The organism is Streptomyces fodineus (assembly GCF_001735805.1).
GTDB lineage: Bacteria > Actinomycetota > Actinomycetes > Streptomycetales > Streptomycetaceae > Streptomyces > Streptomyces fodineus.
In genome coordinates this window covers 5,336,859-5,349,637 of record NZ_CP017248.1, presented here as the reverse complement: position 1 = coordinate 5,349,637, position 12,779 = coordinate 5,336,859, and the positions used below count along the sequence as shown (strand labels likewise).

General features: G+C 70.8%; 16 protein-coding genes. 12 read left to right on the top strand and 4 right to left on the bottom strand.

Annotated features, from left to right (window positions below; all coding sequences use genetic code 11):
- The first annotated feature begins 29 nt into the window (after positions 1-29).
- From BFF78_RS22750 to BFF78_RS22725, 6 genes are all read left to right on the top strand, one after another.
- Positions 30-416 carry a GntR family transcriptional regulator gene (locus BFF78_RS22750; RefSeq protein WP_069780075.1) on the top strand — a complete coding sequence of 129 codons (387 nt, stop codon included), beginning with the start codon at positions 30-32 and terminating at the stop codon, positions 414-416.
- Positions 413-1,309 (top strand): ABC transporter ATP-binding protein, encoded by an 897-nt coding sequence (locus tag BFF78_RS22745; protein ID WP_069780074.1) that lies wholly within the window; start codon positions 413-415, stop codon positions 1,307-1,309. The genes BFF78_RS22750 and BFF78_RS22745 overlap by 4 nt, the downstream gene beginning before the upstream one ends.
- Positions 1,306-2,319: a hypothetical protein gene (locus BFF78_RS22740; RefSeq protein WP_069780073.1), complete on the top strand. Its 1,014-nt coding sequence runs from the start codon at positions 1,306-1,308 to the stop codon at positions 2,317-2,319. Before BFF78_RS22745 ends, BFF78_RS22740 begins: the two co-directional genes overlap by 4 nt.
- 162 nt (positions 2,320-2,481) lie before the next feature.
- Positions 2,482-4,839 carry an RNA degradosome polyphosphate kinase gene (locus BFF78_RS22735; protein ID WP_099054912.1) on the top strand — a complete coding sequence of 786 codons (2,358 nt, stop codon included), beginning with the start codon at positions 2,482-2,484 and terminating at the stop codon, positions 4,837-4,839.
- A complete protein-coding gene (locus BFF78_RS22730; RefSeq protein ID WP_069780071.1) occupies positions 4,820-5,926 on the top strand; it encodes a CHAD domain-containing protein in 1,107 nt (368 codons plus the stop codon). Before BFF78_RS22735 ends, BFF78_RS22730 begins: the two co-directional genes overlap by 20 nt.
- Positions 5,927-5,945: 19 nt before the next feature.
- Positions 5,946-6,359 carry an NUDIX hydrolase gene (locus BFF78_RS22725; protein WP_069780070.1) on the top strand — a complete coding sequence of 138 codons (414 nt, stop codon included), beginning with the start codon at positions 5,946-5,948 and terminating at the stop codon, positions 6,357-6,359.
- A 14-nt stretch (positions 6,360-6,373) separates the two neighbouring features.
- On the opposite strand, the gene BFF78_RS22720 is transcribed toward BFF78_RS22725, so the two are convergent.
- Positions 6,374-6,559, bottom strand: a complete 186-nt coding sequence (locus tag BFF78_RS22720; protein WP_069780069.1) for a hypothetical protein — start codon at positions 6,557-6,559, stop codon at positions 6,374-6,376.
- 143 nt (positions 6,560-6,702) lie between these two features.
- Between BFF78_RS22720 and BFF78_RS22715 the strand changes: the two genes are divergently transcribed.
- Both BFF78_RS22715 and BFF78_RS46950 read left to right on the top strand, forming a co-directional pair.
- A complete protein-coding gene (locus BFF78_RS22715) occupies positions 6,703-7,590 on the top strand; it encodes an SCO4651 family lipoprotein (RefSeq protein ID WP_069780068.1) in 888 nt (295 codons plus the stop codon).
- A 119-nt stretch (positions 7,591-7,709) separates the two neighbouring features.
- On the top strand, positions 7,710-7,877 hold the full coding sequence (locus BFF78_RS46950; protein ID WP_165289341.1) for a hypothetical protein: 168 nt from the start codon (positions 7,710-7,712) through the stop codon (positions 7,875-7,877).
- A gap of 12 nt (positions 7,878-7,889) precedes the next feature.
- Here BFF78_RS46950 and BFF78_RS22710 read toward each other — a convergent pair whose 3' ends face one another.
- On the bottom strand, positions 7,890-8,234 hold the full coding sequence (locus BFF78_RS22710) for a metal-sensitive transcriptional regulator (RefSeq protein WP_069780067.1): 345 nt from the start codon (positions 8,232-8,234) through the stop codon (positions 7,890-7,892).
- 233 nt (positions 8,235-8,467) lie between these two features.
- On the opposite strand from BFF78_RS22710, the gene BFF78_RS22705 reads away from it, so the two are divergent.
- From BFF78_RS22705 to BFF78_RS22690, 4 genes are read left to right on the top strand one after another with little or no spacing between them, the layout of a single operon-like run.
- Entirely contained in the window at positions 8,468-9,088 is a 621-nt protein-coding gene (locus tag BFF78_RS22705; RefSeq protein WP_069780066.1) for a DUF47 domain-containing protein, read from the top strand.
- A gap of 7 nt (positions 9,089-9,095) precedes the next feature.
- A complete protein-coding gene (locus BFF78_RS22700; protein ID WP_069780065.1) occupies positions 9,096-10,094 on the top strand; it encodes an inorganic phosphate transporter in 999 nt (332 codons plus the stop codon).
- A gap of 58 nt (positions 10,095-10,152) precedes the next feature.
- Positions 10,153-10,410, top strand: coding sequence for a hypothetical protein (locus BFF78_RS22695; protein WP_069783739.1), 258 nt, complete (start codon positions 10,153-10,155; stop codon positions 10,408-10,410).
- A gap of 8 nt (positions 10,411-10,418) precedes the next feature.
- Positions 10,419-10,787 (top strand): PIN domain-containing protein, encoded by a 369-nt coding sequence (locus BFF78_RS22690; RefSeq protein WP_069783738.1) that lies wholly within the window; start codon positions 10,419-10,421, stop codon positions 10,785-10,787.
- Between the two features lie 105 nt (positions 10,788-10,892).
- On the opposite strand, the gene pstB is transcribed toward BFF78_RS22690, so the two are convergent.
- Positions 10,893-11,669, bottom strand: a complete 777-nt coding sequence (pstB, locus tag BFF78_RS22685; RefSeq protein WP_069780064.1) for a phosphate ABC transporter ATP-binding protein PstB — start codon at positions 11,667-11,669, stop codon at positions 10,893-10,895.
- A 50-nt stretch (positions 11,670-11,719) separates the two neighbouring features.
- Positions 11,720-12,778 (bottom strand): phosphate ABC transporter permease PstA, encoded by a 1,059-nt coding sequence (gene pstA, locus BFF78_RS22680; RefSeq protein WP_069780063.1) that lies wholly within the window; start codon positions 12,776-12,778, stop codon positions 11,720-11,722.
- Between the last annotated feature and the right edge of the window lies 1 nt (position 12,779).

Genomic DNA, 12,779 nt, shown 5'->3' with positions numbered 1-12,779 from the left:
ACTCAATTAGTGAAAGGGTGGTTCAACGCATGGTCGAATACCGCATCGACCGGCACAGCGGGGTCGCCACCTACGTCCAGATCGTCCAGCAGACCAAGCAGGCCCTGCGCATGGGCCTGCTCGAACCGGGAGACCGGCTGCCCACGGCCCGCGAGGTCGTGGAGGCCACCGCGATCAACCCCAACACCGTCCTGAAGGCGTACCGGGAACTGGAACGCGAGGGACTGGTGGAGGCACGCCGGGGTCTGGGGACCTTCGTGCGGCGGGCGCTCGGCACCGCCCCGGCCGACCCCGCCCTCCGTACCGAGCTGGAGGCATGGACCCAGAAGGCACGCGGCGCCGGGCTGGAAAGGGACGACGTGGCCGCGCTCTTCACCGCCGTACTCGACACGCACTTCCAGGGAGAACGTTCATGAGCGACACGGCGATCGAGGCGACCGGCCTCGGCAAGCGCTTCGGGCGCCGGGGAGGCTGGGCCCTGCGCGACTGTGCCTTCCGGCTGCCCGCGGGGCGGGTGTGCGCGGTCGTCGGGCCCAACGGCGCCGGCAAGTCGACACTGCTCGCCCTCGCCGCCGGGCTGCTCCCGCCCACCGAAGGGCAGCTGCGGGTGCTCGGGACCGGCCCGGCCGCGGCCCGCCCACGGGTCGGCTTCGTCGCCCAGGACAAGCCGCTCTACCCGCAGCTCACGGTCGCCGAGACGCTGCGCATGGGCGCCGACCTCAACCCCGGCCACTGGGACCCGGCCGTCGCCGAGCAGGTCGTCGCGCGCGGCGACCTGGACCCGGGGGCCCGCATACGCTCCCTCTCCGGCGGCCAGCGCACCCGGGTCGCCCTCGCCCTCGCCCTCGGCAAGCGCCCCGAGCTGCTGCTCCTGGACGAGCCGATGGCCGACCTCGACCCGCTGGCCCGGCACGAGCTGATGGGCACGCTGATGGCCCAGGCCGCCCAGTACGGCACCACGATCGCGATGTCCTCGCACGTGGTCGCCGAACTGGAGGACTCCTGCGACCACCTGCTGCTGGTCGGCGACGGCCGGATCCGGCTGGCCGGCGACATCGACGGCCTGCTCGCCGCCCACCTGCGGGTCTCCGGCGCCGCCGACCGCGCCGGCCTCGACGCGCACGCCGTCGTCGAGTCCCGGGTCACCGGCCGCCAGCTCACCGCGCTGATCCGGCCGGCCGCGCCGCTCCCGGCCGACTGGCGCACCTCGGCGCCCTCACTGGAGGAACTGGTCCTCGCCCACCTGCGCAATCCGCAGGCCCCCGCCCTCACCACCGCTCCGGCCGCCACCGAGGAGAGTGCCGCGTGACCACCGACCCGACCGCCCCGCGGCCCCGCACGGCCCGCTGGCTGCTGCGCCTGCACCGCCCCGCGCTGTACGGCTTCGCCGCACTGGTGATCGCCCTGGCCGCCCTGCAACTGGCCCTGGCCGGCCCGCTCGCCGACGCGGCGGCCGAGGGCTGGCGGCAGGTCAACGCCTGCGACTTCGCGACGAAGTGCAGCTACGACCAGGCCGCGATCCTGCGCTACAAGGACTACTACAACTACGCCACCTACGCCGTGGACGCGCTGCCCTTCCTGGTGGCCGCCTGGGCCGGCGCCGCCCTGACCGGCCGGGAACTGGAGACCGGCACCGCCCGGCTGGCCTGGACCCAGGGCACCTCACCGGCCCGCTGGCTCACGGCCCGGCTGGCCCTCCCGGCGGTCGTCGTCACCGCCTGCACCTGTCCGCTGTTCTGGCTGCACCACCGCGCCTGGTCCGCCGGCCAGGGGCGCCTCGACAGCGCCGAGGACTGGAACGCCCTGGCGACCTTCCACGCCAACGGCCCCACCGCCGCCGCCCTCGCCCTCGCCGGGCTCGCGGCCGGTGTCCTGGCGGGCCTGCTGCTGCGCCGTACACTGCCCGCGCTGGTCCTCGGCGCGGCGGCCACCGGGGGTGTCTGGGCACTGGTACAGCAGCTCATGCCCCACCTGTGGCCGACCGTCACCCGGGTCACCACGCTCCAGCAGGGCGGCGTCGGCTCCGGCATCATCGTCGAGCAGGGTCTGGTGGCCAGGTCCGGCGGCGGCCACCTGCCTCTGCCGCACTGCGACACCACCGCGACATGCGACGCGGCCCTCGCCAAGGCCTCCGGCTACTACACCGTCTACCACCCCGCCTCCCACTACTGGCCGCTCCAGCTCACCACCAGCGCGCTGGTCCTGACCCTCACCGGCCTGCTGGTGCTCGCCTCCTACCTGGCACTGCGCCACCTGACCGGCCCCCTGCGGCCGACCACACAGCCCCTGGGAGCCGAGGGCGCTCTCGTCACCGCCTGATCGCCGCTGGACCGCGGGCGCGCGGAAACCCCGTAAAGAACGCGAACAGGCCCGTAAGAAGCAGTCGCTCGCGCGAGCAAGACGTGCGGGAGCCGCCCCGCGCTATCCCGCACGTCATGTCGCCGTAACCATTGATTCAGCCAGACTTGCGACGCTCGGCCAATGAAGCCCGCCGTGCCAGAGCCTTCGCCGCCCCCCGAGGGGCCCGTGCTGAACGGTGCCGTGACGCTGCCGCCCGCTCGTTCCGACGCGCCCGTGACACCCGTGGCGCGGAAGAATGGTGTCATGAGTCAGCAAGACGCCCAGGCACCGGTCCAGCACGCCCAGCCTCCCGTGGGTTCCCTCGCCGCCCACCGCCCGCGCACCGTGGCCGCAGCGGCCTCCTCCGACCTGGCCCCCGACCTCGACGCCGACCTCGACACGTACGAGGAGGCCCAGGCCGAAGGCGCACCCCTGCCCCAGGGCCGCTTCCTCGACCGGGAGCGCAGCTGGCTGGGCTTCAACGAGCGCGTCCTGGAGCTCGCCGAGGACCCGAACACGCCGCTGCTGGAGCGGGCCAACTTCCTCGCGATCTTCGCCAGCAACCTGGACGAGTTCTTCATGGTCCGGGTCGCCGGCCTGAAGCGCCGTATCGCCACCGGTGTGGCCACGCGGTCCGCCTCCGGGCTGCAGCCGCGTGAGGTGCTGGAGATGATCTGGGCCCGCTCACGCGAGCTCATGGCCCGGCACGCCGCCTGCTACCACGAGGACGTCGCCCCCGCGCTCGCGGAGGAGGGCATCCACCTGGTCCGCTGGAGCGAGCTGACCGACAAGGAGCAGGCCCGCCTGTTCACGCTCTTCCGGCACCAGATCTTCCCGGTGCTCACCCCGCTGGCCGTCGACCCCGCGCACCCCTTCCCGTACATCTCCGGCCTCTCCCTGAACCTGGCCGTTGTCGTACGCAACCCGGTCAGCGGCCACAAGCACTTCGCGCGCGTGAAAGTGCCGCCGCTGCTGTCCCGCTTCCTGGAGAGCAGCCCCGGCCGCTACGTCCCCGTCGAGGACGTCATCGCCGCGCACCTGGAGGAGCTGTTCCCGGGCATGGAGGTGCTGGAGCACCACACCTTCCGGCTCACCCGCAACGAGGACCTCGAGGTCGAGGAGGACGACGCCGAGAACCTGCTCCAGGCCCTGGAGAAGGAGCTCATGCGGCGCCGCTTCGGCCCGCCGGTGCGCCTGGAGGTCGAGGAGTCCGTCGACCGCGAGGTGCTGGACCTGCTGGTCCGCGAGCTGAAGATCTCCGAGGCCGAGGTGTACCCGCTGCCCGGCCCGCTGGACCTCACCGGCCTGTTCCGCGTCCACTCCCTGGACCGGCCGGAGCTGAAGTACCCGAAGTTCGTCGCCGGCACCCACCGCGACCTCGCGGAGGTGGAGTCGGCGTCCGCGCCGGACATCTTCGCGGCCCTGCGCACCCGGGACGTGCTCCTGCACCACCCGTACGACAGCTTCTCCACCTCGGTCCAGGCCTTCCTGGAGCAGGCGGCGGCCGACCCGGACGTCCTCGCGATCAAGCAGACCCTGTACCGCACCTCCGGCGACTCCCCGATAGTCGACGCGCTCATAGACGCCGCCGAGTCCGGCAAGCAGGTCCTCGTCCTGGTCGAGATCAAGGCCCGCTTCGACGAGCACGCCAACATCAAGTGGGCACGCAAGCTGGAGGAGGCGGGCTGCCATGTCGTCTACGGCCTGGTCGGCCTGAAGACGCACTGCAAGCTGTCCCTGGTGGTCCGCCAGGAGGGCGAGACCCTGCGCCGCTACAGCCACGTCGGCACGGGCAACTACCACCCGAAGACGGCGCGCCTGTACGAGGACCTCGGCCTGCTCACGGCCGACCCGCAGGTCGGCGCGGACCTCTCCGACCTGTTCAACCGCCTGTCCGGCTACTCGCGCCGCGAGACCTACCGCCGCCTGCTGGTGGCCCCCAAGTCCCTGCGCGACGGCCTGATCTCGCGGATCGACAAGGAAGCCCAGCACCACCGCGCAGGCCGTCCTGCCTTCATCCGGTTCAAGGTCAACTCGATCGTCGACGAGGCGGTCATCGACGCCCTCTACCGCGCGTCCCAGGCCGGCGTGCCGGTGGACGTGTGGGTGCGCGGCATATGCGCGGTCCGTCCCGGTGTCGCCGGTCTGTCCGACAACATCCGGGTCCGCTCGATCCTCGGCCGCTTCCTGGAGCACTCCCGTGTGTTCGCCTTCGGCAACGGCGGCGAGCCCGAGGTGTGGATCGGCAGCGCCGACATGATGCACCGCAACCTCGACCGCCGGATAGAGGCCCTGGTCCGCGTCGTCGACCCGGCCCACCGGGCGGCCCTCAACCGGCTGCTCGACACCGGCATGTCCGACTCGACCTCCTCCTGGCACCTCGGCCCGGACGGCGAGTGGATCCGGCACTCGACCGACGCGGACGGACAGCCCCTGCGCAACGTCCAGGAGATGCTCATAGACGCCCGGAGGCGCCGGCGTGGCACAGCGACACCTTGACCCGACGGACCCCACGGCCGAGGTGGTGACCGGGGACGCCCTCGCGGCGTACCTGCGCGCCCAGGCCACGGAGTTCCTCCGCGCCCTGCGCCTGCACCGCGAGACCGGCGGTGCGAACGGGGGCGCCTCCGCGCGCGACCGGTCGAGTGCGCGGGAAAGCGGCGCGGTGGAGTCCGTCGACGCGGCGCGCGCCCTGCGCCGATCGGCCCGCCGCATCAGCGGCAGCCTGCACACGTTCCGCCCCCTGCTCGACTCCGGCTGGTCCGAGGAGATCCGCCCCGAACTGGCATGGCTCTCGGGCACGTTGGGCTTGGAGCACGCGTACGAGGCGCGCCTGGAACGGCTGTTGCTGGCATTGCAGCGACTGTCGGGCGTGACCGTGTTCCCGGCCCAGGCGGTCACGGCCGCAGCGGCACCGGAAGGCCCCGGTGGTCCGGCCGCCCCGGACCCCACCCCGGAACGCGGCAACCTCACAGTGGGCGCGGCGAAAGCAGGAGCCCTGCTGGAACGCCAGTTGACGCTGGCCCGTACCCGGGCCCACTCCACAGCGCTCCAGGCACTGGGGTCGTCCCGCTTTCACGCCGTCGCGGACAAGGTCGCCGTGCTGGCCAGCGAGGTCCCCCTCACCCCCACCGCGCCCACGACCGACCTGCGCCCCCTGGCAGCCGCTGCGGAGGAACGGCTGACAGACGCCATCACGGCACTCCCGCTGGTCGTCGCGGGCCACCCCTACAACGCGGAGGCGCTGGTCCACGGCCTGTCCCCGGACCCGTCCCCGCACCCCCAGGACGGCCCCTGGCACCAGGTCCGCCTGCTGCTGCGCCTGCACCGGTACGCCCAGGAGGTGCTGCACGCGGGCAACAAGCCGGTGGACGTACGCCTGCTGGCGGCGGGTCAGGCCCTGAACCGGCACCGGGACGCCTCGGAGGCGGCAGCGGCGGCGGCACAGGCCGCCCGTACGCCCCGGATCGCCCCGGCGACGGCGTACGCCCTCGGCGTGCTCCACGCCGACCAGCGGCACGAGGTGGAGGCCGCCAGGTTCGCCTTCCAGCAGGCCTGGCAGAAGCAGATCGTCAGCGCACCCTGAGTTCCCGCGAGGAGGCGGTGTGAGCGACACCCTGGTACGAGCGGCCGGCTGCGTGCTGTGGCGCCGCTCGCCCGTCTCCGGTGACCTGGAGATCTGCCTGGTCCACCGGCCGAAGTACGACGACTGGTCCCACCCGAAGGGCAAGCTCAAGCGTGGCGAGGACGCGCTGGCGGGTGCTCTTCGGGAGGTCGTGGAGGAGACCGGGTACACGGCGGAGCCCGGCGCGGAGCTGCCGACCCTGCGGTATTTCGCCAACGGCCGCCCGAAGCAGGTGCGTTACTGGGCGGCCGAGGCCGTTTCCGGCCACTTCGGCCCGAACGAGGAGGTGGACCGGATCCTGTGGCTCTCCCCCGCCGCGGCCCGCAGCCGCCTCACCCAGCCCCGCGACCGGGACCTCGTGGACGCCCTGATCCGGCCGTTCGAACACATGTGACGCCCCGGGTCACCTCACAGGCCCGCCCGATGGCCCTCCGCGTCCGTGCGGGCCTGGCTGCGGGCCCTGCGGGCGGGGCCGCGCCAGCCGCAGCTGCAGCGGGCCACGGAGAAGCGGCCCTGCTCGGTCGTCGCCGTGCGGTGTTCCTGCCCGGACCGGGCGTGTTCCGGCCCGTCCTGCTGCGCCCCTGAGACTGCCACCCCGACAACGTTACCCACCCCGCGGTAAAGGGGTCGTGCGCCCGTCCCCGCACCCCCGCGGCGCGTGACGGCGCCCCCTACCCGTCGTTAACCGGACGACAGGGGGCCCGTGACGGACGTACCGGCTTGGGGGTAGGCAGGCGATGGATCGGCGGCAGCACAGGAGCGCGGGCAGGACGGTCGTCGCGGTCGGCATCATGCTCAGCCTCGGGGCGGGTGCCACGGGCTGTTCCGGCTTCGGGGCCGCCGCCGAGGACGTCAAGGGCGGGGGCGATCCGGTCGCCGTTCTGCGCCGGGCCGCCGACACCCTGCGCGGTGCGGGCAGTTCCAAGGCCACCACGTCCATGGAGATGGCCACGGGCGGCACCCGGGTCACCATCCGCGGCAAGGGCGTCTACGACTACCGACACCGGCTCGGCCGGCTCACGGTCGTCCTGCCGGAGGACCCGGCGGGCACCTCCGAGCACCAGCCGATCACCGAACTCCTCGCTCCCGGCGCCCTGTTCATGAAGAACCGGGGCGCGGGCGTGCCCGCCGACAAGTGGGTGCGGGTGGACACGGCCACGCTGTCCGACGGCAATCTGGTCACCGGCGGCGCGACCGACCCGTACGTGGCGGCCGAGGTGCTGCGTGGGACGCGGAGGGCGGCCTACGTCGGCCGGACCGAGGTGGGCGGGGCGGCCGTACGCCACTTCCAGGGCACGGCGGACCTGCGCAGCGCGGCCCGCCAGGCCGCCACCGAGAACCGGGAGCCGCTGGCCGCGGCAGCGAAAGGGTTCGCCACGGCCGAAGTGCCGTTCGATGTCTATCTCGACGACGAGGGCCGCGTCCGCAAGCTCCGGCAGCGCTTCAGCTTCGTCAACGGCCTGCAGAAGACCCCCGTGGCGGTCGCCTCGACGACCCTGCTCTACGACTTCGGCGCCCCCGCGGGCGTACGGCTGCCGCGCCCGGCGGACATCTACGCGGGACGCATCGCCGAGAACGGGAACGGCACGGGCAGAAGCGGCGCGGGCAGAAGCGGCGCGGACTGAAACGAAGGCGGAAACTAGTCCCTGCCGCCACCCCGTAAGTAGCCCGTCCGTGCCATGCGCGGTGTGTAGAGCGCTACCTACTCTAGGAAGTCGGTGACGGCAGAGAAGAGGTGAGGCGAGTGGCTCCGGTCGGCGGTACGGCGGTGCAGGACCACGTGGCCCTCGCCGAGATCGAGCTGTGCGGAGACCTGATCATCGCGGCGTCCGCGGCCGAGGACCGGCTCAGCATGGAGAGCATCGACGAGGTGCTGCGGGTCACCGAGGAACGAAAAGCCTGGGAGTCCTGAGGGCCGGGGCCGTCAGGAACGCAGGAGGCGGCCGATCGCCTTCGTGGCCTCGTCCACCTTGGTGTCGATCTCGTCGCCGCCCTTGAGGGCCGCGTCCGCGACACAGTGCCGCAGATGCTCCTCCAGCAGCTGCAGCGCGAAGGACTGCAGCGCCTTGGTGGAGGCGGAGACCTGGGTGAGTATGTCGATGCAGTACGTGTCCTCGTCGACCATCCGCTGCAGCCCGCGGATCTGCCCCTCGATCCGGCGCAGCCGCTTGAGGTGCTCGTCCTTCTGCTTGTGATAGCCGTACGTGGCGGATGCGTCGTGGCACGTGTCCCCCGCGGGGGCCGTGGCGCCGGCCTCGGTCGTCGTCATCGCGGGCCCTCCATCTCGGGACGGCAATTGCGATCACAATTTCGATCACAATTGCGGGTGCATACCCCTACTGGGTATATGGTAACGAACTTTGCGGGGTAAGGAGCCCTTGGTACGCCCCCGTGCCGATCACTCTGCCCGATGGGCGACACTGGGATGCGGCCCATTAGCCGTGGCCGGATGATGCGCCTAGCATCAGCCTGACCGAAACCGAAGCACCCCGAGGACCCCACGTGCGCTTTCGTCTGACCCCCAGGGAGACGAGCTTCTACGACATGTTCGCCGCCTCCGCGGACAACATCGTCACCGGCTCGAAACTCCTGATGGAACTGCTCGGGGCGGACGCACCTGCCCGCGCCGAGATCGCAGAGCGTATGCGGGCCGCGGAACACGCGGGTGACGACGCCACGCACGCGATCTTCCACCAGCTGAACTCCTCGTTCATCACGCCGTTCGACCGCGAGGACATCTACTCCCTCGCATCCTCCCTCGACGACATCATGGACTTCATGGAGGAGGCCGTCGACCTGGTCGTCCTCTACAACGTCGAGGAACTGCCGAAGGGCGTCGAGCAGCAGATCGAGGTCCTGGCCCGGGCCGCCGAGCTGACGGCGGAGGCGATGCCGAACCTGCGCACGATGGACAACCTCACCGAGTACTGGATCGAGGTCAACCGGCTGGAGAACCAGGCGGACCAGATCCACCGCAAGCTGCTGGCCCACCTCTTCAATGGCAAGTACGACGCGATCGAGGTGCTCAAGCTCAAGCAGATCGTGGACGTCCTGGAAGAGGCGGCGGACGCGTTCGAGCACGTGGCGAACACGGTGGAGACCATCGCCGTCAAGGAGTCCTGAGCCGTCGATGGACACCTTCGCCCTGGTCGTGACCATCGCGGTCGCGCTCTTCTTCACGTACACGAACGGCTTCCACGACTCGGCGAACGCGATCGCGACGTCGGTCTCGACGCGTGCCCTGACCCCGCGCGCGGCGCTGGCGATGGCCGCGGTGATGAACCTGGCCGGTGCCTTCCTGGGCTCGGGCGTCGCCAAGACGGTCAGCGAGGGCCTGATCGCGACCCCGGCCGGCTCGACCGGCATGGGCATCCTCTTCGCGGCCCTGCTCGGCGCCATCACCTGGAACCTGATCACCTGGTACTTCGGCCTGCCGTCCTCGTCCTCCCACGCGCTGTTCGGCGGCCTGGTGGGCGCGGCCCTGGCGGGCGGTACCGCGGTCCACTGGAACGGCGTGGTGGACAAGGTCATCATCCCGATGTTCCTGTCGCCGGTGGTCGGTCTGATCGTCGGCTATCTCGTCATGCTGGCGATCATGTGGCTGTTCCGCCGGACCAACCCGCACAAGGCCAAGCGCGGCTTCCGGATCGCGCAGACGGTCTCGGCGGCGGGCATGGCACTCGGCCACGGCCTCCAGGACGCCCAGAAGACGATGGGTGTGGTGGTCATGGCGTTGGTGATTTCCGGCCACGGGACATTCGGCGACCCGATCCCGGTCTGGGTGAAGCTGGTCTCGGCGGTGATGCTCTCGCTGGGCACCTACGCGGGCGGCTGGCGCATCATGCGGACGCTGGGCCGCAAGATCATCGAGCTGGACCCGCCGCAAGGCTTCGCCGCGGAGGCGACCGGCGCCTCGATCATGTTCGGCACGGCGTTCCTCTTCAAGGCGCCGATCTCCACGACCCACGTCATCACCTCGGCGATCATGGGCGTGGGCGCGACCAAGCGCCTCAACGCCGTCCGCTGGGGCGTGGCCAAGAACATCGTCCTGGGCTGGTTCATCACGATGCCGGCAGCCGCGCTGGTCGCCGCCCTGGCCTTCGGCGTGGAGAAGCTGACGGTGCTGTAAAGCCGTCAGTACAGTACGGGTACGTACCCGTACCCATCGCGTGCCGAGGAGTCCGATGATGACCGACGCCAACGTCCGTATCCCTGAGGAAGCCCGGGACCGGCTCGCCGCCATAGCGGCAGCCGAGGGGATGTCGCTGCGCGCCTACCTGGCACGGCTGGCCGAAACCCTGCTCACTCCCGCGGAGCGGGCCGAGCGGGCCGAGCAGGCCCGCGCCGCCCTGACGGAGTGGACCGGCTACGCACCCACTCCCGCAGAGGAACGCGACCTCGACAGCGAGCTGGACCGCCGGCTGGCCCGGGCGACCGCCCGGTGAGCGACGCGATGCACATCGTCCTGGACGACACCGCCATGGCCGCGGCCGGCCGGGGCAACGTCCTTGCCTCCCGATTGATCCACCGCGCCCACGTGGAGGTCGGCTGGTACCTGTACGCCCCGGCGTGCGCACTGGTCGAGGCCGACCGGGCCCGTCCTGGTACCGCAGAGCATCTCGCCGCGCTGCCGGGCATCGTCCTCTTGGACCTGGACCTGCCGGCAGCCTTGGCGGTGGCCCAGCAGAACACGTGGGCCGCAGCGCACTGTCAGTACGCGGCGCAACCCACCCCGGACCGTCCCGACGGTGCGATCATCGCCACCGCAGCCCCGGGCCGTTGGATCGGCGAGCCGGTCCGCGTGCTGGACCTCGATCCGTAAACGCCTGCCGAACGCAATGGGCCCGCCCCCGGGAGCCAGGGGCGGGCCCTCTTGCGTCCTCGCGGTGGCACCGCCATGCAGCACCGCGAGGGGATCAGGGGACGATCAGCCGAAGCGGCCCGAGATGTAGTCCTCGGTCGCCTGCACGGACGGGTTGGAGAAGATCCGCTCGGTGTCGTCGATCTCGATCAGGCGGCCCGGCTGGCCCACGGCCGCCAGGTTGAAGAAGGCCGTGCGGTCCGAGACACGCGCCGCCTGCTGCATGTTGTGCGTCACGATGACGATCGTGAAGCGCTCCTTCAGCTCACCGATCAGGTCCTCGATGGCGAGGGTCGAGATCGGGTCCAGGGCCGAGCAGGGCTCGTCCATCAGCAGGACCTTCGGTTCCACCGCGATCGCCCGCGCGATGCACAGACGCTGCTGCTGGCCGCCCGACAGGCCGGAGCCCGGCTTGTTCAGGCGGTCCTTGACCTCGTTCCAGAGGTTCGCGCCCTTCAGGGACTTCTCGACGATGTCGTTCAGCTGCGACTTCTTGTAGTTGCCGTTCAGGCGCAGGCCCGCCGCCACGTTGTCGAAGATCGACATCGTGGGGAAGGGGTTCGGGCGCTGGAAGACCATGCCCACCTCGCGGCGGACCGACACCGGGTCGATCCCGGCGCCGTACAGGTCCTCGTCGTCCAGGAGCACCTTGCCCTCGACGCGGCCACCGGGGGTGACCTCGTGCATCCGGTTCAGCGTGCGCAGGAACGTCGACTTGCCGCAGCCGGAGGGGCCGATGAACGCCGTCACCGAACGCGGCTCGACGGTCATCGAGATGTCTTCGATCGCCTTGTGGGAGCCGTAGTAGGCGGTGAGTCCGCTTACGTCGATTCGCTTGGCCATGTCGTCTACTTCACTTCCAGAAATTCAAGCTCGGTCGCTGTGTGGCCGCGTCAGCGACCGGTCTTCGGGGCCTTCCAGCGGGCGATGCCGCGGGCCACCAGGTTGAGGATCATCACGAAGGCGATCAGCGTGAGCGAGGCCGCCCAGGCACGGTCGTACGCCGCGCTGGCACCCGCGCTCTGCTGGTACTGCTGGAAGATGAACAGCGGCAGCGACGCCTGCGCACCCTCGAACGGGTCGTTGTTGATGAACGGGTTGCCGAACACCAGCAGCAGTACCGGCGCGGTCTCGCCCGCGATACGGGCGATGGCCAGCATGACACCTGTGGTGATACCGCCGATGGACGTCGGCAGGACCACCTTCAAGATAGTCCGCCACTTCGGCACACCGAGCGCCAGCGAGGCCTCGCGCAGCTCGTTCGGGACGAGCTTGAGCATCTCCTCGGTGGAGCGCACGACGACCGGCATCATCAGGATGGCCAGCGCCAGCGAACCGGCGAAGCCGAACGGCTGCATCTTGAAGATGAGCATCAGCGAGAGGATGAACAGGCCGGCGACGATCGACGGGATACCCGTCATGACGTCGACGAAGAACGTGACGGCCTTGGCGAGCTTGCCCCGCCCGTACTCCACCAGGTAGATCGCGGTGAGGATGCCGATCGGCGCACCGATGACGGTGGCGAGGCCGACCTGCTCCAGGCTGCCGATGATGGCGTGGTAGATACCGCCACCGGGCTCGGAGTCGGCGACGACGCCCATGGAGTGGGTGAGGAAGAAGACGTTCAGCACCTTCACGCCGCGCGAGACCGTCACCCAGATCAGGGAGACCAGCGGGACGACGGCGAGCAGGAAGGCGACCCAGACGAAGGAGGTGGCGATCCGGTCCTTGGCCTGCCGGCGGCCCTCGACCTTGGAGGCGATGCCGTAGGTGCCGACGACGAAGAGGATCGCGGCGATCAGGCCCCACTGGACCTTGCTGCTCAGTCCGCCGATCAGGCCGATGGCCACGGCCAGGACAATCGATCCTGCGGCGATGGCCCAGGGGGACCACTTCGGGAGGCTGGCGCCGCGCAGCGTGCTGGGGCGCTTGTCGGCGAGTGCGTGGCTCATG

Bases quoted from the DNA above. Each gene is read 5' to 3' on its own strand.
- BFF78_RS22750 (WP_069780075.1), top strand. From the start codon at position 30: ATGGTCGAATACCGCATCGACCGGCACAGCGGGGTCGCCACCTACGTC.
- BFF78_RS22745 (WP_069780074.1), top strand. From the start codon at position 413: ATGAGCGACACGGCGATCGAGGCGACCGGCCTCGGCAAGCGCTTCGGG.
- BFF78_RS22735 (WP_099054912.1), top strand. From the start codon at position 2,482: ATGAAGCCCGCCGTGCCAGAGCCTTCGCCGCCCCCCGAGGGGCCCGTG.
- BFF78_RS22715 (WP_069780068.1), top strand. From the start codon at position 6,703: ATGGATCGGCGGCAGCACAGGAGCGCGGGCAGGACGGTCGTCGCGGTC.
- BFF78_RS22710 (WP_069780067.1), bottom strand. From the start codon at position 8,234: ATGACGACGACCGAGGCCGGCGCCACGGCCCCCGCGGGGGACACGTGC.
- BFF78_RS22700 (WP_069780065.1), top strand. From the start codon at position 9,096: ATGGACACCTTCGCCCTGGTCGTGACCATCGCGGTCGCGCTCTTCTTC.
- BFF78_RS22695 (WP_069783739.1), top strand. From the start codon at position 10,153: ATGACCGACGCCAACGTCCGTATCCCTGAGGAAGCCCGGGACCGGCTC.
- BFF78_RS22690 (WP_069783738.1), top strand. From the start codon at position 10,419: ATGCACATCGTCCTGGACGACACCGCCATGGCCGCGGCCGGCCGGGGC.
- pstB (WP_069780064.1), bottom strand. From the start codon at position 11,669: ATGGCCAAGCGAATCGACGTAAGCGGACTCACCGCCTACTACGGCTCC.
- pstA (WP_069780063.1), bottom strand. From the start codon at position 12,778: ATGAGCCACGCACTCGCCGACAAGCGCCCCAGCACGCTGCGCGGCGCC.